This is a genomic window from Streptomyces sp. HPF1205 (assembly GCF_020400825.1).
In the GTDB taxonomy this organism is placed as follows: domain Bacteria; phylum Actinomycetota; class Actinomycetes; order Streptomycetales; family Streptomycetaceae; genus Actinacidiphila.
This window is the reverse complement of sequence record NZ_JAINVH010000029.1, coordinates 1-17,772: the sequence shown is the minus strand read 5'-3', so window position 1 is coordinate 17,772 and position 17,772 is coordinate 1. Positions and strand designations below refer to the sequence as shown.

The following is a 17,772-nucleotide window of genomic DNA, read 5'->3' as shown; positions in this document are numbered from 1 at the left end:
CGCCCGGGGGTCGGCACGCTGTGTCCCATGACGACGGTACGCGAGGCCGCTCCCGAGGACGTACGGCAGGTGCTGGCGCGGATGCGCGCCCTGGACACCGCGCTCCCCCGGCACGACGGGGTGGCGGTCTTCAACCGGGTGTACCTCTCGGTCACCGAGGAGGTCGAAGGGCGGCTGGCGGCGGGCGGGTTCGCCGATCCGGGCGCGGCCGGCGAGCTGGCGGCGCGGTTCGCGGGGCGTTACCTGGCGGCGGTCGGGGACGGCCGCGGCGGGCGCCGGACGCCGGCGTGCTGGCGGCCCCTGCTGCGGATGCGCGGCCACCGGGGCGTACGGCCACTGCAGTTCGCGCTGGCAGGTATCAATGCCCATGTGGGGCACGACCTCGCGCTCGCCGTGGTGGACACCTGCCGGGCCGGCGGCCGTGAACCGGCGGCCCTTGAGGGCGACTTCGACCTGGTCGGCGAGGTGCTGACGGCGATCGAGACGCGGGTGCGCGAGGAGCTGATGCCGGGCCCCGACCCGCTGGAGGCGGCCGAGCCGCTGACCCACCTGGTCGGGGCGTGGAGCCTGGAGCGGGCCAGGGACGCGGCCTGGGCGGCGGCCCGGCTGCTGTGGGCGCTGCGCGGCGCCCCCGGCCCGTACGGGAGTTGCGCGGCCCGGCTGGACGCGGCGGTCGCCGTGCTCGGGCGGCTGCTGCTCACCCCGCTCGGGGACGTGCCGCGCCGGGCCGGCCGGCCGTCCCCGTAGCCGGGCCGCGGGACGCCCGGCCGGATCAGTCCTCGGGCAGCAGCACCGGCGCTATCTCGTCGTACACGTCGCCCGGGCCCGGGTTGAGCGGGTCGGTGCCGCCGCCGAGGTGGTGCATGACGCCCCACACCGCGTTGAGCGCGGTCTGCACGGCGCCCTCGGCCCAGCCCGCGGTCCACGAGACGTCGTCCCCCGCAAGGAAGATGCCGCGCTTGTCGGCGGGCAGGGCGTCCTGCACGAAGTGGGTGAACAGCCGCCGCTGGTAGCGGTAGTGGCCGGGCAGGTTCGCCTTGAACGCGCCCATGAAGTACGGCTCGTTCTCCCAGGAGACGGTCACCGGGTTGCCGATGACGTGCTTCCTGATGTCCACCCCCGGGTAGATCTCGCCGAGCGACTTGAGCATGACCTCCATCCGCTCGTGCGCGCTCAGCGGCAGCCATTTCAGGCTGTCGTCGCACCACGTGTACGACAGGCAGATCGCGGCCGGCCGGTCCGGGCCGTCGTCCAGCAGGTAGGTGCCGCGGGTCATCCGGTCGGTGAGCGTCATCGACATCGTGTCGCGGCCGGTGCGCGGGTCCACGTCCCGCCAGAACGGCCGGTCGACCGGGACGAACAGCTTGCTGGACTCCATGTAGTGGGTGCGTTCGATCGCCGTCCAGTGGTCGATCGGGAAGAGCGCGTCGTCGCAGGCGATCTTGGACAGCAGCATCCAGCTCTGCGCGGTGAAGACGGCCGCCTTGTAGGAGCGGATGTCGCCGGTGGCGTCGGTGACGGTGATGCGGTTGCCGGCGGTGCGGTGCAGGCCGGTGACGGCGGGGCGCGGCGCGCCGCCGTGCAGGGAGCTCAGCGAGGTGCCGCGCGGCCAGTGGACGGCCTTGTCGGGCTCGCGCTCCCACAGCCGCAGCGGCAGTTGCTGGCTGCCGCCGACGATGCCGCGGTGGTCGTCGTCGGCGCCGGTGTAGACGACCCGCAGGATCTCCAGGATGGAGTTGGGGAAGTCGGTGTCCCAGCCGCCGGTGCCGAAGCCGACCTGGCCGAAGATCTCGCGGTGCCGGAAGGAGCGGAACGCCGGGGAGTCGCACAGGAATCCGTAGAAGGTCTGGTTGTCCAGCCTTTCCACCAGGGCGGACCAGATCTCGCGGATCACCGGCACGTCCCGCTCGCGCAGGGCCCGCTGCATCCGGGAGAAGTCCGCGCCCTCCTCCAGGCAGGTGTTCCAGGCGTCCATCACCTGGTGGTAGACCTCGGGAAGGTCCTCCAGGGTCCGCGCGTAGTGCGTCTCGCCCTTGAGGTCGACGACCGTGGAAGGCGTCGAGGGCGCCAGGGGGTTGGGGAACGGCCGGGTGGTGAGCCCCACCAGGTCGACGTAGTGCTGGAAGGCGGTGGACGACGGCGGGAAGCGCATCGCGCCCATCTCGGCGGTCAGGCCCGGGTCGCAGCCGTCGAAGCCGACGGTGCGCAGCCGGCCGCCGATCCGGTCCGCCTCGTACACCACCGGCCGCAGGCCCATCCTCATCAGCTCGTAGGCGGTCACGATGCCGGACAGGCCGCCGCCGATGACCGCGACCTCGGTGCCGTGCTCGGTGGGGGGCACGGCGCCCAGACCCGCGGGGTGCGCGAGGAAGTCGTCGTAGGCGAACGGGAAGTCCGGCCCGAACATGGTGACCGGGGGTTCGGCCTGTGCCTGGGCGTGCTGCTCGTCGTGGACGGCGGTGGGCACGGACGTCATGGCTCTCCTGATGCTGCGGCGGGGCGGGCTGCGGTCAGCCGAGGTGGGTGCGGTACAGCTCGGGGCGGCGGTCGGCCAGGTACGGGGTCTCCTCGCGGGCGGCGCGCAGCACGGCCGGGTCGGCGTCGGCGACGAGGAATTCGGCGCCCGCCCCCGCCCGCGCCCTGACCGTGCCGTCCGGTCCGGCCAGGGCGCTCAGCCCGGCGAAGTCCCATTCCCCTTCGGGGCCGCACCTGTTGGCGTACGCGATGTGGATCCCGTTCTCGTAGGCGCGGGTGGGCACGAGGGTCGTGGACACGAACTCGTAGGGCCGCATCAGCGCGGTCGGCACGAGGAGCACCTCGGTGCCGGCCAGGGCGTGGGCCCGCACCGCCTCGGGGAACTCGACGTCGTAGCAGATCAGCAGGCCGACCCGGTGGCCGTCGAGGCCGGCCTGGACCACCTGCGTGTCACCGGGGGTGAAGGCGGCGCGCTCGTAGGGGCCGAACAGATGCGTCTTGCGGTAGTCCGCGAGGCCGGCGCCGTCCGGGCCGACCAGCCGGGCCGCGTTGAACACGGCCTGCCCGTCGCGCTCGGGGTAGCCGTACGCGATCGCGATCCCGTGCCGCGCGGCGATCCGCGCCACCCGCTCCCCCGCCGGACCGCGCCGCGTCTCGGCGAGTTCGGCGACGCGCTCCCCGACCGCGTACCCGGTCAGGAACATCTCGCTGGTCACCAGCACGCGCGCGCCGCGCGCCGCGGCCCGCCCGGCCGCCTCCTCCAGCACCCCCAGGCTCTGCTCCACGCTTTCCGGCACACCGGCCGGCCCTTGCAGCAGCGCGGTGCGCAACGGCGTCATGAACCCTCTTTCGCCTGGTCAGGTGGGGTGTGGTCGAACTCCTTCGACGGTACGGGCAGGGTGGGGCGGGCGACAAGCCACGATCGTTGCGGCTCAGGGGTCGATTCGTTGCGTGCGAGGGCCCCGCGGCGGCGATTCGTTGCGCGCCGCCGCCGCTCGGACCGCGGCGGGCGGGGTACGGGGCCGGGTACGGGGCCCGGGCAGGCCCGCCCGCGGAAACCGGGGTGCGGGCCCCCGGGGCGCGGCGACGCGATCCGCGGCGGCCCGCCCGGCCGTCAGGGCTGGTCGGGATCCTCCGGCCGCCTGCCGGTGCCCGGGCCCATCTCCGCCTCGGGCCACCTCTGGTGCCCGGCCCGGCCGGGCCGGTCGGCCTCCGCCGGCGTGCCGGTGCCGGCTCCGGTGCCGGCTTCGGCTCCCGTATCGGCTCCGGTGCCGGCGGCCTTGCGGCCGGCCACGGGGCTCTCGCCGGGGCCGCAGGTGGCAGCCCAGTCGCCCTCGGGGACCTGGCCGGTTCCGACGCCCGCCTCGCTGCCGGACATGGTGGTGGGCGCGGAGGTGTCCCCCTGGTCGCGCCCGGTGCCCGCGGCGGCGTCGGACGGCTCCGCGGCCTCCAGCCCGTAGTAGCCGTAGAGCCTGCGCTCCTGGTCGGCGGACAGGTGCCCCTGCGTGTCCAGGGCGACGGTCGGCGCGCCCTTCACCTTCTCCTTGACGAAGGGCACCTCCAGGTGGTCCTCGACGACCCGCGCGGCGCCGGTCGGCACGAAGATCTCGCGCTTCCCGAGGAAGCCGGTCCTGACCGTCACCCACACCGGGTCGCCGGTCGCGTCGTCGAGGTACATGTGCTTGGCGGGACCGATCCTCTTGCCCTGGGCGTCGTACACGGGATGGCCCACGATCCGGGGAATCTGCTCGCGCGTGATCATGTCGTCGCCTCCTCGGCCGGTCGCTTCCGGCCTCACCGGCCTTGGTCACCCCGTCGGGACCGGCGAAACCTGACGATCACCACTAATGGCGACATTACCCCTACTCCGGGCTGCCCGCGCCGTACCGGCGCAGCAGCGGCGAGAGCACCAGCACCGACTTGGTCCTGGTCACGAACGGCTCGCCCGCGATCCGCTCCAGCACCTGCTCGAAGTGGCGCACGTCGGAGGCGAAGACCTGCACCACCGCGTCCGCGTCACCGGTCACCGTGGACGCGGAGGCGACCTCGGGATAGCGGGCCAGGCCGCGCCTGATGTCGGAGGGCGAGGTGTTGTGCCGGCAGTACAGCTCGATCAGCGCCTCGGTGTGCCAGCCCAGCGCCGCCGGGTCGACGCGCACGGTGAAGCCGGTGATGGCGCCCGCCGCGAGCAGCCGGTCCACCCGGCGCTTGACGGCGGGCGCGGAAAGGCCGACCTCGGCGCCGATGTCGGCGTAGGAGCGGCGGGCGTCGGCGGCGAGGGCGCGGACGATGCGTTCGTCGAGTTCGTTCAGCGGCACAGCGGGCGGTCGCAGTCCTTGCTCGTGCGCCGGGACGGCGCGGGACGGGCGGGGCCGCCGCGGACGGCTCCCGCGGCGGCCCCGAGGCTATCCGGCCTCAGGTCCAGCTCACGTGCAGCGGCTTGCCCTCGGCGTAGCCGGCGGCACTCTGCACGCCGACTATCGCGCGCTCGGCGAAGTCCTCGAGCGTGGCCGCGCCGGCGTACGTGCACGAGCTGCGCACCCCGGCGACGATCGCGTCGATCAGGTCCTCCACGCCCGGCCGGGCCGGGTCCAGGTACATCCGGGAGGTGGAGATCCCCTCCTCGAACAGCGCCTTGCGGGCCCGGTCGTACGCGGAGTCCTCGCTCGTGCGGTTGCGGACCGCGCGGGCCGAGGCCATGCCGAAGGACTCCTTGTACAGCCGCCCGTCGGCAGCCTGCTGCAGGTCGCCCGGCGACTCGTACGTCCCGGCGAACCAGGAGCCGATCATCACGTTGGACGCGCCGGCCGCGAGCGCCATGGCGACGTCGCGCGGGTGCCGGACCCCGCCGTCGGCCCAGACGTGCTTGCCGTGCCTGCGGGCCTCGGCGGCGCACTCCAGGACGGCGGAGAACTGGGGGCGGCCCACGCCGGTCATCATGCGGGTGGTACACATCGCGCCGGGCCCGACGCCGACCTTGACGATGTCGGCGCCGGCCTCGACGAGGTCGCGCACGCCCTCGGCGGCGACGACGTTGCCCGCCACCAGGGGCACGCGGGGGCCGAGCGCGCGCACGGCGCGGACGGCGGCGAGCATCGTCTCCTGGTGGCCGTGGGCGGTGTCCACCACGAGGGTGTCCACGCCTGCGTCGAGGAGCTGCTTGGCCTTGCCCGCCACGTCGCCGTTGATGCCGATGGCGGCGGCGATCCGCAGCCGCCCCTCGGCGTCGACGGCGGGCTGGTAGAGGGTGGCGCGCAGCGCGGCGGTACGGGTGAGGATCCCGGCGAGCCGCCCGTCGCCGTCCACGGCCGGGGCGAGCTTGCGGTGCCCCTCCTCCAGGGCGTTGAAGGCGTCACGCGGGTCCATCGCCGCGTCGAGCAGCAGCAGGTCGCGCGACATCACCTCGGAGAGCTGGGTGAAGCGGTCCACGCCGGTCAGGTCGGACTCGGTGACGACGCCGACCGGCCGCTCGTCCTCGACCACCACGCCCGCGCCGTGCGCCCGCTTGGGCAGCAGGGACAGCGCGTCGGCGACGGTCTGGTGCGGGGCGAGCGTGATGGGCGTGTCGAGGACGAGGTGGCGCCGCTTGACCCAGCCGATCACCTCGGTGACCACGTCGATGGGGATGTCCTGCGGGATGACGGCGAGCGCGCCCCGGCGGGCCACGGTCTCCGCCATGCGGCGGCCGGCGATGGCGGTCATGTTGGCCACCACGAGCGGGATGGTGGTGCCGGTGCCGTCGGGCGACCGCAGGTCCACGTCCTGCCGCGAGGCCACGGCGCTGCGGCTGGGCACCATGAAAACGTCGTCGTACGTCAGGTCGTACGCCGGGGACACGTCGTTGAGGAAACGCATGCTGACTCTCTCACCTGCGGTGTTGCTCGGGCGGCGGGCGGGGAGTCAGCCGGCTCGCGATGGCCTCGGCTGCGGCTCCTCGTCCCATGATCCCCGATGACGGGCGCGGGCGAGAGCGCCCGGGGCCGTTTCTGTGGATTCGGCCGACACTGCCCGTTCCCCGCTGTGCTTTCCGCCAAACGCCCGCCGGGCCGGTGCGGGGTGCGCCGCGGGCAGGCGCGGCGGGTACGGGGGCGCGCCGCGGGTACGCCGGGACGCCGCCGGTGGGCGCCGGGCGGCCGGCGAGGGGGCCTTCAGGACGGCGCGGCGCCGGTTCGGTGTGCGGGCCGCTCCCCGTCGCCGGCCGTGTCGTCCACGTCGTCCTCGACGACGACCGCGAGGGCGGTCCCGGCCCGGCGCCAGAAGCCTTCGGCGTCGCGCAGGATGTCCTTGACGATGCGCCACTCGCGCGGGAGCTCGCCGGCGTACTCCCGCCAGCCGCGGACGTGGAGCAGCCGGCCGCCGGGCCCGGGCGGCCACCAGGACAGGTCGGCGAGGCAGTCGGCCAGCGCGTCCCAGTTGCGCCCGAACCAGCCGGGCAGGCCCAGATCGGCGGCGGCGCGGTCCATGAACCCCTGCCGGTCGCTGACCCCGGTCAGGTCCAGGACCAGCGGCTGCGCGGCACCCTCGGCGGTCGGCGGCATGCGCCGATGCTGCCACAGACGATCATCGAGGCGGTGGCACCGCGCGCCGCGCCGCCCGCCCGAGCCGCCCGGTCCTCACGTGCAGCCGTACTCCCGTGGGCCGCCGCGCGGGACGAGCCCCGGTCCGCACGGGCAGCGGGGCGTCACGAGCCGTCCGGGTCCGCCCGGTCCAGGGCGGGCCGGGGTGCGGGGCCGGTGGAGTTCAGCAGGTGATCGGCGGCGGCGACGTCGGTCACCAGGCTCGTGACCAGTCCGGAGCGCAGTACGGCGTCGATGGCGGCGGCCTTGCGCTTGCCGCCGGCGATGGCCAGCACCTCGGGGATGCGGCGCAGCCGGTCCGCCTCGATGGTGATGCACCGCTCCCCCAGGTCGCGGCCCACTCTGCGGCCCTGGGCGTCGAACAGGTGGGAGGACATCTCGGCGGCGACGCCGAGCCCGGCGTAGTGGTCGCGCTCGGCGTCGGTGAGGGCGTCGTGGACGGTCGAGATGCCCGGCGCCCACGAACCGATCGACACCACGGCGACGGTGACCTTGTCGAAGTAGCCCATGGCGGCGGCGATCTGGCTCTGGGCCCGCAGCGCGGCGGCGGTGGCCGGGTCGGCGAGGACCATCGGGGCGTACAGCGGGTGCGCCTCGCCGCCGGAGACGGCGGCGGCGGTACGGACGGCCTCCACCGAGCCGCGCTCGGCGGTGCCCACGTCGTACACCCCGGTGAGCTGCACCACCGTGCAGGGCGCGAGCCGGTCCAGCGCGTTGGCCATGGTGATGATCGAGCGGCCCCAGGCCAGGCCGAGCACGTCCCCGTCGGTGACGAGCTCGCCGAGCAGCCCGGCGGCGACCGCGCCGAGGTTCTCCGGGTCGGGCGCGTCGGCCTGCTCCGCCGGGGTCTCGACGACGACCGCGTGCCGCAGTCCGTAGTGGGCGCGCAGCGCGTCGGAGCGCTCGGCGTCGAGTTCGGCGGGGACCCGGATCTCGATCCGCACGAGGTCGCGCTCCAGCGCCGTCTCCAGCACCCGGGCCACCTTGAACCGGCTGACCCCGAACTCCTCGGCGATCTGGATCTTGGACTTTCCCTCCAGGTAGAAGCGACGCGCCATCGCCGCCGCCTGGACCATCTCGCCGGGGCCCATGCGCACCTGAGTGCGGCCTGTGCTCACGTCACTTCTCCCCAGTTGCCATCTGATCGTCCACCAGCCACCGCCGGGGCCAACCCCGGCGCCCATCCTCGCAGACGCCCGACGTTACGGGCGCGTAAGTTACGGCTGCCGCGGATCGGCGCGCGCACCGCTCCCGACCGCCCGCGTCAGCGCCCGCGGGCCGCCGCGGCCTGCTCGCGCAGGCTGCGCACGGCCGCGGCCGGGTCGTCGGCGCCGTACACGGCCGAACCCGCGACGAACACGTCGGCGCCCGCCTCCGCGCACCGCTCGATGGTCTCGGCGGACACCCCGCCGTCGACCTGGAGCCACATGTTCAGTCCGTACCTCTCGATCAGCGCCCTGGTCCGGCGGATCTTCGGCAGCATGACGTCGAGGAACGCCTGCCCGCCGAAGCCGGGTTCCACCGTCATGACGAGCACCATGTCCAGCTCGGGCAGCAGGTCCTCGTACGGCTCGATCGGGGTCGCGGGCCGCAGCGCCATCGAGGCGCGGGCGCCCTTCGCCCTGATCTCCCGGGCCAGCCGCACCGGCGCCGCCGCCGCCTCCGCGTGGAAGGTGACCGAGCCGGCCCCGGCCTCCACGTAGGCCGGCCCCCAGCGGTCGGGCTCCTCGATCATCAGGTGGCAGTCGAGCGGTATGCCGGTGGCCTTGCGCAGCGACTCGACGACCGGGAGGCCCAGCGTCAGGTTGGGGACGAAATGGTTGTCCATGACATCGACATGGAGCCAGTCGGCTCCTTCCACCGCCTGCGCCTCGTCGGCCAGCCTGGCGAAGTCGGCGGCAAGGATGCTCGGGCTGATCTGCACGCTCATATGCCCAGCAAACCAGATCGGCGGGCGGCCTCGGGCACGCGGACCGTCCACATCCGGTGAAGGTACGGCTACGGCGGCGGGGACGGGCGGTTGCCGGGGGCGGGCGCCGGGCGCGCGTACCCCGGGCGCGGGGTCCCGGCGGCGGGGACGGGCGGGGACGGGGGCGGACCGCGCGGGGACAGGGGCGGACCGCGCGTGGTCGCGCTCCGCCATGGCACGGACGCATTCGCCGTATCCGCCGAGCGAATTCCGAACGCGAGTGCCATGCTGTTCCTGGCCACTCTCCAGGCAAGCGTGCTCCGGCACCCGGAATGCGGTTCCAGGCGCGGCGGGAGGGCAGGGGGACACCACGGACGAACCTGGGGGATCGCACAGATGGCGGTCGGAGCTGGACGGATGGCTCATGTCGTCTGCGGACGACGCAGCAAATGGGTGGTACTCGCCCTGTGGGTGATCGTGCTGGTGGTGGTCTCACCGCTGGCGCAGAAGCTCACCGACGCACAGAAGAACGACGCGGCGAGCTGGCTGCCCAGCAACGCCGAGTCGACGAAGGTGCTCGACCTGCAGAAGCAGTTCGTGCCCGAGACGGCGCCCGCGGTCGTCGTCTACACCCGGCCCGGCGGGCTGACGCCGGCCGACACCGCGAAGATCGGCCAGGACGTGACCGCGGTCAAGGCGATGACCGCGCACGGCATCCTCGGCGCGCGGACGGTCGGCCCGATCCTGAACCGGCCGCAGTCGCCGCAGGCCGCTCAGTTCATCGTGCCCATCAAGGTCGACAAGAGCGGCTGGACGTCGCTGTCGGACGCGGTCGATCAGCTCAAGGCGACAGCGAGCAAGGGTGACAGCGGGCTGCAGGTGTACGTCACCGGCCCCGGCGGCTTCGCGGCCGACTCCAACGACGCCTTCAAGGGCATCGACGGCACCCTGCTGTACTCCGCGCTGGCCGTGGTCGTCGTGATCCTGCTGATCACCTACCGCAGTCTGAGCCTGCTCCTGCTGCCGGTGGTGTCCGTGGTGGGCGCCCTGTTCAGCGCCGAGGCCGTGGTCTACCTGCTGGCCAGACACGCCGGCCTGGTGGTCAACGCGCAGAGCGCGGGCATCCTGACGGTGCTGGTGTTCGGCGCCGGTACGGACTACGCGCTGCTGCTGGTGGCCCGCTACCGGGAGGAACTGCGCAGGCACGAGGACCGGCACGAGGCGATGGCGCTCGCCCTGCACCGCGCGGGCCCGGCGATCATCGCGTCCGCGGCCACCGTGGCGCTCAGCATGCTGTGCCTGCTGGCGGCGGAGATGAACTCCACCTCGGGTCTCGGCCCGGTCGCCGCCGTGGGCGTGGCCGTGGGCCTGGTCGCGATGCTGACGCTGTTCCCCGCCCTGCTGGTGATCTTCGGACGCTGGGTGTTCTGGCCGGCGATCCCGCACGTCGGCACCCCGGAACCGACCAGGACGGGCCTGTGGGCCCGGATCGGCGGCCGGATCAGCAACCGGCCGCGCACGGTCTGGGTCACCACCGTGGCGGTGCTGGGCGCGCTGGGCTTCGGCCTGTTCTCGCTGAGCGCGAGCGGCCTGGCGCAGTCGGACAGCTTCACGAACACCCCCGACTCGGTGGTCGGCCAGCGGGTCCAGGTGCGGTACTTCCCGGCCGGCGGCGGGCAGCCGCTGGTCGTCATCGCCAATGCCGGCGCGGCGGCACAGGTGAAGTCCCGGTTGTCCACGCTCAGCGGCGTGGTGCCCGCCTCGATCGGCACCCCGCCCGGCGTCTCGCCGGTCATGAACGGGAAGGTCTACTACGAGGCCACCCTCACCTCCCGCCCGGACAGCGCGGCGGCCAAGGCCACCGTGGACCGGGCGCGCACCTCGCTGCACCGGATCCCGGGCGCGGACGCCAAGGTGGGCGGCGGGACGGCGGTCATCAAGGACACCGCGGCCGCCTCGACCCACGACGACAAGCTGCTGATCCCGCTGATCCTGCTCGTGGTGCTGCTGATCCTGGCGGTGCTGCTGAGGGCGGTGGTCGCGCCGCTGGTGCTGATCGGCACGGTCGTGCTGTCGTTCGCCGCGGCGCTGGGGGTGAGCGCGCTCGTCTTCGAACACCTGTTCAACTTCAAGGGCGAGGACACGGCCTTCCCGCTGTTCGTCTTCGTCTTCCTGGTGGCCCTCGGCATCGACTACAACATCTTCCTGATGACCCGCATCCGCGAGGAGAGCGCCACGCACGGCACGCGGGACGGTGTGCGCATCGGCCTCGCGGCGACCGGCGGGGTGATCACCTCGGCCGGTCTGGTCCTGGCCGGCACCTTCGCCGTCCTGGGCACGCTGCCGGTCGTCGGTTTCGCCGAGATCGGCTTCGCGGTGGCCTTCGGCGTCCTGCTGGACACCTTCGTGGTCCGCTCGGTCCTGGTGTCCGCGATCACCCTCGACCTGGGCGACCGCGTGTGGCTGCCCAGCAAGCTGGGCACTCCCGGCCACCGGGTGGACCCGCCGTCGTCCGTGGACGGCCGGGACGTGGCGGTGAAGCGGGGTCGGTAGTGCGCCGAGGGCCTGAGGACCCGAGGACCCGAGGGCCTGAGGGCCTGAGGACCCGAAGAACTGCGGATCTGAGGATCTGAGTATCCGAGGATCCGGGTCCTGGCCGACGGACAGCGCCGGTCCGCCCGGGGCCGGCGCTGCCGCCGCGTGCCCCGGGCGGGCGGTGCCCGGGCGTCAGGCGGTGCGCCGCAGCAGCGCGAGGTACATCGCGTCGGTGCCGTGCAGGTGGGGCCACAGCTGCACGTGCGGGCCCTCGCCCAGGGCGGGTACGCCGGGCAGGAGGGGGCGCGCGTCGACGGGTTCGGCGGCGGGGGCGTGCGGCGAGCGCAGCACGTCCTCGACCACCGCGCGGGTCTCGGCCAGGTGCGGGGAGCAGGTGGCGTAGCCGACGACACCGCCGACCCGCACCGCCCGCAGCGCCTCGGTGAGCAGGGAGCGCTGGAGCGGGCCGAACCCGGGCACGTCCTCGGCCCTGCGCCGCCAGCGGGCCTCAGGCCGGCGCCGCAGCGCACCCAGGCCCGTGCACGGCACGTCGACCAGCACCCGGTCGAAGGCTCCCGGCGCCCAGGCCGGGCGCGTCCCGTCGGCCACCACCACCTGGTACGGCCCCGGGTTGCCGGCCAGCGCGCGGCCCACCAGCCGGGCCCGGTGCGGCTGCTTCTCGGCGGCGACCAGTACGGCGCCGCGCTCCGCGGCCAGCGCGGCCAGCAGCGCGGCCTTGCCGCCCGGCCCGGCGCAGCCGTCGAGCCAGCGGCGGTCGGGACCGTCCAGGGGCGCGGCGGCCAGGGCCAGGGCCACCAGCTGGCTGCCTTCGTCCTGGACGCCGGCGCGGCCCTCGCGTACCGCGTCGACCGCCGACGGGTCGCCGCCCTCGGCCAGCCGCAGCGCGTACGGCGACCAGTCGCCGGGCCGGACCGCGCCCTCGGGCAGCGTGGCGGCGACCTCCTCGGGGGTGACCCGCCCGGGCCGCGCCACCAGCGTCACCTCGGGCCGCTCGTTGTCGGCCGCGAGCAGTTCCTCGATGCCGGCGCGCCCGCCGCCGAGCGCGTCCCACAGGGCGCCGACCACCCACCGCGGGTGCGAGTGCACGACCGCGAGATGGTCCTCCGGGTCCTCGTCGTAGGGCGGGGCGACCTCGTCCAGCCACTCGGGCAGGTCGCGCGCGGCGACCTTGCGGAGCACCGCGTTCACGAACCGGGCCCGGCCGTCGCCCAGGACGACCCGGGCCAGCTCCACGCTCGCCGAGACGGCGGCGTGCGTCGGGATACGGGTACCGAGGAGCTGGTGGGCGCCCAGCGCCAGTACGTCCAGCACGGGCGGGTCCACCTCGCGCAGCGGCCGGTCCACGCACGCGGCGATCACGGCGTCGTACGTCCCCTGGTGGCGCAGCGTCCCGTACACCAGCTCGGTGGCCAGCGCCGCGTCCCTGCGGTCGAACCGCGTGCCGGTGCGCGCGGCCTCCTCCTCGGCGGCGCGCAGCATTCCCGGCAGCACCAGGTTCGCGTAGGCGTCCCGCTCCCCCACCGCCCGCAGCACGTCGAATGCCAGCACCCGCACGGGGTCCTTGCGGGGACGCCGGTTCGGGGTCCCCCCGCCGGAGGCGGGCGGCCTTCCCCGCCGCGGTGCGCCCTGCCGGGACTGCGGGGACTGCGGGGACTGCCGGTTGCGGGATTGCTGGGACGTGGGCTGCGGCGGCTTGCGCCGGGCAGGGGGGCGCGGCTGGTCGTTCACGGCGTGAAGGTGCTCCGGATCCCGATGAGGCGTGTGAGACGTGACGCCCCAAGGGTACGGGGGCCGCCGCGAGCGGCCCCCGGCGGTCGGCGGCCGGGTACTCAGGCCCCCAGCCGGGTTCCCGGCGCCGGGCGGACCCCGCGGGCCCAGTCCGCCGCGGACATCGGCTTCTTGCCGACGGCCCGGACCTCGCCGAGTTCGACGGCGTGGCTGCCGGTGCCCGCGAGGACCGAGTGCTTCGACACGGCGAGTTCGCCGGGGGCGAGGTCGGTGCGCTCGGGGACGGGACGGACCGGCCCGAGCTTGAGGCGCTCGCCGCCCACCAGCGTCCAGGCGCCGGGGGCGGGGGTGCAGGCGCGGACGAGCCGGTCCACCCGCAGGGCCGGAGCCGTCCAGTCCACGGCGGCGTCCTCGACGGTGATCTTGGGTGCGAGGGTGATCCCGTCGGAAGGTTGCGGCTGGGCGGCCAGGGTGCCGTCCTCGATGCCGTCCATCGTCGCGGCCAGCAGGCGGGCGCCGCTGCGCGAGAGCCGGCCCAGCAGGTCTCCACTGGTGTCCGCGGGCCCGATCGCCTCGGTGACCACGCCGTAGACCGGGCCGGAGTCCAGGCCCTGCTCGATGAGGAAGGTGGAGGCACCGGTCACCTCGTCCCCGGCCATGACCGCGTGCTGGACCGGCGCGGCGCCGCGCCACGCGGGCAGCAGCGAGAAGTGCAGGTTCACCCAGCCGCGCCGGGGCACGTCGAGGGCGGCCTTGGGCAGCAGGGCGCCGTAGGCGACGACCGGGCAGCAGTCGGGGGCGATCTCACGGAGCCGGGCCAGGAAGTCCTCGTCGCGCGGCCGCGACGGCTTGAGGACCTCGATCCCGGCCTCCTCGGCGCGGCGCGCCACGGGGCTCGCGACCAGCCTGCGGCCGCGGCCGGCGGTGGCGTCCGGCCGGGTGACGACGGCCACGACCTCGTGCCGTCCGGAGTCGAGCAGGGCGTCGAGCGCGGGAACGGCGGCCTCGGGGGTGCCGGCGAAGACGAGCCTCATCGTGCGGGGTGCTGCCTCTCGGTGCGCGGGCCGGCCTGGAAGGTGGTGCCCGGCCCAGTCGTCGTGCACGGCACCGGATCGCCGAGGAGGCGGATGGGCTTGACGGACACGGGCGCATCTCCTGGGTTCGGCGGGACGGGCCGGTCAATTCTAGGCCGGGGGCGGGCAGGGGGTGCGCACCGCGGCGTGCGCCCCTCGGGAGGGAACCGTGCCCCTGGGTGCGTGACCCCCGGCGGCGGTGGCGCGTTGGTCAAGTGAGTTTGACTTGTTTGACCGTTTGACTCCCTGTACCGCCGGCTCCGGAGGCTTGTTGATGCCCGACCACGCAACTCCCGACGCCCAGGCGCGGGCAAGCCTGCACCTGCTGGTGCGGGACATCGAGCGGGTCCGCCGCCAGGTGGACGCGCTGCGCACGCTGACCGCCCAGCTGGGCAATGTGTACCGGCCGCGCCGCGGCGGCCCCTCCACCGGCTTCGTGGTGTACGGGCGGGCGCCGGCGCCCACCGTGCGGCTCGCCCAGGAGCTCAGGGACAGCGTGGAGACGCTGGTGACGGCCGCGGTCGAGTTCGACCGCTCGCTCGGCTTCTCCTGGGACGCGGTGGGCTCCGCCCTCGGCGTGACCAAGCAGGCTGTCCACCGCCGCTACGGAGGGCGCCGCGCGAGCACGGCCGCCCCGGCGGAGGAGACCGCGGCCCGGCCGGCCACCGTCCCGGCGGCCAGGACGGTGCCCGACGCCGCCTCCGTCCCGTCCCCACGCAATGGCTGAGCGGCGCACACGGCGGTGCGGCGCACATGGCGGTGCCGGGCGGCGGCTGAGCGGCGCAGCGGCTGCGCCGCGCCCGCCCGGGACCTGACCCCACTCGGCGCGGGCACGGCCGGGCGCCGGCCACCCAACCGGCTCCACCGCCGACGCCCGCCGACGCCCACCAACGCCCACCCGGCCCCGGCACGGCCTCCGGCAGCGGCCACCCGGCAGCCACCGAGCGACGCACGGCCGCCACCGAACGAGGCGCGGCCGCGACACCCGGCCGCGGCACCCGGCCGCCACCGACCGCACCCCGGCCACGCCCGCGTACCGGCCGTACCGGCGCACGCGCCACCCGTACCCCCGGGCGTACGCGCCGTGCGTGTCACCGGCGGCCGCGCTCAGCCGATGTCCGGTGGGTCCATCCTGATCGCCACGGGTTCCGCCGCCCCCCGCGTCGCCCGCAGGACCTGGGCCTCCTTCAGCGCCGTGGCGAGGGCGGCCCCGCTGCCCGGCGGCACGCGGAGCAGGAGCCGCTCGCGGGGTTCGTCCGGGGCGGCGGGGTCGCCCGGTCGGCGGCGGCGGGCGGGAGGCGGCGCCGGCACCGGGCCCAGCACCTCTGTGCCGGGCGGGAGCCGCACCGTGTCCGCCAGGTCGGCGAGGGCGGCGGGCGATCCGGTGACCGAGGCCATCCGGGACACCGGCGGGAAGCGCAGCTCCGCCCGCTCGGCCAGTTCGCGCCGGGCGTGCCCGGCCGGGTCCCACCGGACGAGCGCCTGGACCGGTCGCTGCGTGGGCTCGGCCAGGACGACCACGGTGCCGCCCCGCGAGGCCGGCCGCACCAGAGAGGCGGCCAGGGCCCAGCGGCGCAGCGCCTCCTCGCCGGCACGGAGGTCGGGCCGGCCCAGCAGCGCCCAGCCGTCCAGCAGCAGGGCGGCGGCGTAGCCCTCGTCGGCGACCGGTTCGGCCCCGGGGGTGGCGATGACCAGGGCCGGAGCGGCGCCCACCGAGGCGAGGACGGTATCGCGCCCCGAGGTGCGCACCGGCACCTGCGGGAACGCGCGGCCCAGCTCCTCGGCGGTGCGCCGGGCCCCGACGACACGCGCGCGCAGCTTGCGGCCCCCGCAGGCCGGGCAGGTCCAGTCGGCCGCGGGCCGCCCGCACCAGCCGCAGGCGGGGGTGCCGCGCTGGTCACGCAGTTCCAGGGGGCCGGAGCAGTGGGCGCAGCGGGCCGGCTCGCGGCAGCGGTCGCAGCCGAGCCCGGGCACGTATCCGCGCCGGGGCACCTGGACCAGGACGGGTCCGCGGGTCAGCGCCTCCTTGGTGACCTGCCAGGCCAGCGACGGCAGCCGGGCCGCGCGGGCGGCCTCGTCACGGGCCTCGTCGGCGTCGCCGATCGTACGGATCAGGGGCGCGGCCGCGCGCACCTCCTCGCGGGAGGCGGCCAGCGGCAGCGCCCACCCGCTGTCGACGAGCTGCGCGCCCTCGACCGTGGTCGTGACGCCGCCCAGCAGGAAGGCGGTGCGTTCCTCGCGGGAGCGCAGCAGCAGGACGTCGCGGGCGTGCGGCTGGGGGGCGTGCGGCTCGGCGTGGCTGGTGTCCCCGTCGTCCCACAGGGCGATCAGGCCGAGGTCGGCGACGGGCGCGAACATGGCGGCGCGGGTGCCCACGACGGCACGGACCGCGCCCCGGCTGACCGCGAGCCACCTGCGGTACCGCTCCTCCGGCCCCGCGTCGGCGGTCAGCATCACATGCCGCCCCTCACCGACCAGCGCGGTCAGGGCGGCGTCCACGCGGGCCGCGGCCCTTCCGTCGGGGAGGACGGCGAGGGCGCCGCGCCCCGAGGCGAGGGTGGTGGCCAGCGCGAGAGCGAGTTCCCGCGGCCAGTGCGGGCCCGGCAGCGCGAGCCAGACCGCCCGCGGGGTGTCGCCGCGGGCCAGCGCCTGCAGGTAGGCCGGCCCTGTGGCGTACCGGGCCCAGGTGCCGGGCGCGGGCACCGCGGGCGGCCCCGCCTCGGCGCGAGCGGGCCGCGGGGACGAGGGCTCGCGCTCGGCCCGCGCCATCCGCGGGGGTACGGCGAGCTGGACGACGTCGGCGAGCGCGCCCGCGTAGCGATCGGCGACCTGGCGGCACAGGGCGAGCAGGCGGGGGCTGAGGACCGGCTCGGTGGACAGCACCTGGGCGAGGGGGGCGAGCGGACCGTGGAAGTCGGTGTCGGCACGGCGCTCAACGATGAAGCCGTCGTGAAGTGTGCCGCCCTCCCGGCGCCCCTTGACGACGCGGGCGCCGAACCGGACGCGGACGCGGACGCCGGGACGGGCGTCGGCGTCCATGGCGGCGGGCACGGCGTAGTCGAAGAACTGGTCGAGGTGCAGCAGTCCCTTGTCGACCAGCACGCGCGCCACCGGCAGGCCTTCGGCGAGGGCGGCCCCGCGCCAGGTCCTGGGTTTCGCGCGGGGCTCCTTCGCCTTGCGCACGGTCTCCCGGATGAGCGCGAGCTGCTCGCCGCCTTCCGGGGCCCGCTCGCCACCCGCGCCGGGGTCGTTCTCGCCGCTCACGCCTTCTGTCTACCAGACGGGACGGACAAGCCGACGGGGCGAGGAGGGCGCGGTGACCGCGCCCTCCTCGCCCCGTTTCCCGGCGAACCGCCGAGCCGGTCGTACCGGCCGCACCGCTTCCTGCGGGCCGACCGCCGTCTACAGGCCGACGGCCGCCTTCAGCGCGTCGACGCGGTCGGTGCGCTCCCAC

The 17,772-nt window shown here is 75.4% G+C and carries 14 protein-coding genes; 3 read left to right on the top strand and 11 right to left on the bottom strand.

The window, feature by feature from the left end; translation table 11 throughout:
* Window positions 1-27 precede the first annotated feature (27 nt).
* Window positions 28-747: a DUF5995 family protein gene (locus tag K7G61_RS26930; protein WP_225849590.1), complete on the top strand. Its 720-nt coding sequence runs from the start codon at window positions 28-30 to the stop codon at window positions 745-747.
* Between the two features lie 25 nt (window positions 748-772).
* Here K7G61_RS26930 and K7G61_RS26925 read toward each other — a convergent pair whose 3' ends face one another.
* The 8 genes from K7G61_RS26925 to rpe form a co-directional block, all read right to left on the bottom strand.
* Window positions 773-2,476: an NAD(P)/FAD-dependent oxidoreductase gene (locus K7G61_RS26925; protein WP_225849589.1), complete on the bottom strand. Its 1,704-nt coding sequence runs from the start codon at window positions 2,474-2,476 to the stop codon at window positions 773-775.
* Window positions 2,477-2,510: 34 nt separating this feature from the next.
* A complete protein-coding gene (locus tag K7G61_RS26920) occupies window positions 2,511-3,314 on the bottom strand; it encodes a carbon-nitrogen hydrolase family protein (protein WP_225849588.1) in 804 nt (267 codons plus the stop codon).
* Window positions 3,315-3,589: 275 nt separating this feature from the next.
* Window positions 3,590-4,237: a PRC-barrel domain-containing protein gene (locus K7G61_RS26915; RefSeq protein WP_225849587.1), complete on the bottom strand. Its 648-nt coding sequence runs from the start codon at window positions 4,235-4,237 to the stop codon at window positions 3,590-3,592.
* Window positions 4,238-4,337: 100 nt separating this feature from the next.
* Window positions 4,338-4,793, bottom strand: a complete 456-nt coding sequence (locus tag K7G61_RS26910; protein WP_225849586.1) for an Lrp/AsnC family transcriptional regulator — start codon at window positions 4,791-4,793, stop codon at window positions 4,338-4,340.
* A 97-nt stretch (window positions 4,794-4,890) separates the two neighbouring features.
* Window positions 4,891-6,330, bottom strand: coding sequence for a GuaB1 family IMP dehydrogenase-related protein (locus K7G61_RS26905; RefSeq protein ID WP_225849585.1), 1,440 nt, complete (start codon window positions 6,328-6,330; stop codon window positions 4,891-4,893).
* Between the two features lie 293 nt (window positions 6,331-6,623).
* The gene (locus K7G61_RS26900) at window positions 6,624-7,013 is read right to left on the bottom strand and encodes a barstar family protein (RefSeq protein ID WP_225849584.1); all 390 of its coding nucleotides are present in this window, start codon (window positions 7,011-7,013) and stop codon (window positions 6,624-6,626) included.
* Between the two features lie 143 nt (window positions 7,014-7,156).
* Window positions 7,157-8,143, bottom strand: a complete 987-nt coding sequence (locus K7G61_RS26895; protein ID WP_225849643.1) for a sugar-binding transcriptional regulator — start codon at window positions 8,141-8,143, stop codon at window positions 7,157-7,159.
* A 173-nt stretch (window positions 8,144-8,316) separates the two neighbouring features.
* Complete coding sequence (rpe, locus tag K7G61_RS26890; RefSeq protein WP_225849583.1) at window positions 8,317-8,982, bottom strand: ribulose-phosphate 3-epimerase; 666 nt, start codon at window positions 8,980-8,982, stop codon at window positions 8,317-8,319.
* A 396-nt stretch (window positions 8,983-9,378) separates the two neighbouring features.
* Here rpe and K7G61_RS26885 point away from each other — a divergent pair, with 396 nt between their 5' ends.
* Window positions 9,379-11,514 (top strand): MMPL family transporter, encoded by a 2,136-nt coding sequence (locus K7G61_RS26885; protein WP_308190713.1) that lies wholly within the window; start codon window positions 9,379-9,381, stop codon window positions 11,512-11,514.
* A 174-nt stretch (window positions 11,515-11,688) separates the two neighbouring features.
* Here K7G61_RS26885 and K7G61_RS26880 read toward each other — a convergent pair whose 3' ends face one another.
* A complete protein-coding gene (locus K7G61_RS26880) occupies window positions 11,689-13,071 on the bottom strand; it encodes an RsmB/NOP family class I SAM-dependent RNA methyltransferase (protein ID WP_225849581.1) in 1,383 nt (460 codons plus the stop codon).
* A 275-nt stretch (window positions 13,072-13,346) separates the two neighbouring features.
* Window positions 13,347-14,279, bottom strand: coding sequence for a methionyl-tRNA formyltransferase (fmt, locus tag K7G61_RS26875; protein WP_225849580.1), 933 nt, complete (start codon window positions 14,277-14,279; stop codon window positions 13,347-13,349).
* A 313-nt stretch (window positions 14,280-14,592) separates the two neighbouring features.
* Here fmt and K7G61_RS26870 point away from each other — a divergent pair, with 313 nt between their 5' ends.
* On the top strand, window positions 14,593-15,045 hold the full coding sequence (locus K7G61_RS26870; protein WP_225849579.1) for a hypothetical protein: 453 nt from the start codon (window positions 14,593-14,595) through the stop codon (window positions 15,043-15,045).
* A gap of 380 nt (window positions 15,046-15,425) precedes the next feature.
* Here the strand turns inward: K7G61_RS26870 and K7G61_RS26865 are convergent, their stop codons facing one another.
* The gene (locus K7G61_RS26865) at window positions 15,426-17,582 is read right to left on the bottom strand and encodes a primosomal protein N' (protein ID WP_225849578.1); all 2,157 of its coding nucleotides are present in this window, start codon (window positions 17,580-17,582) and stop codon (window positions 15,426-15,428) included.
* Window positions 17,583-17,772 lie beyond the last annotated feature (190 nt).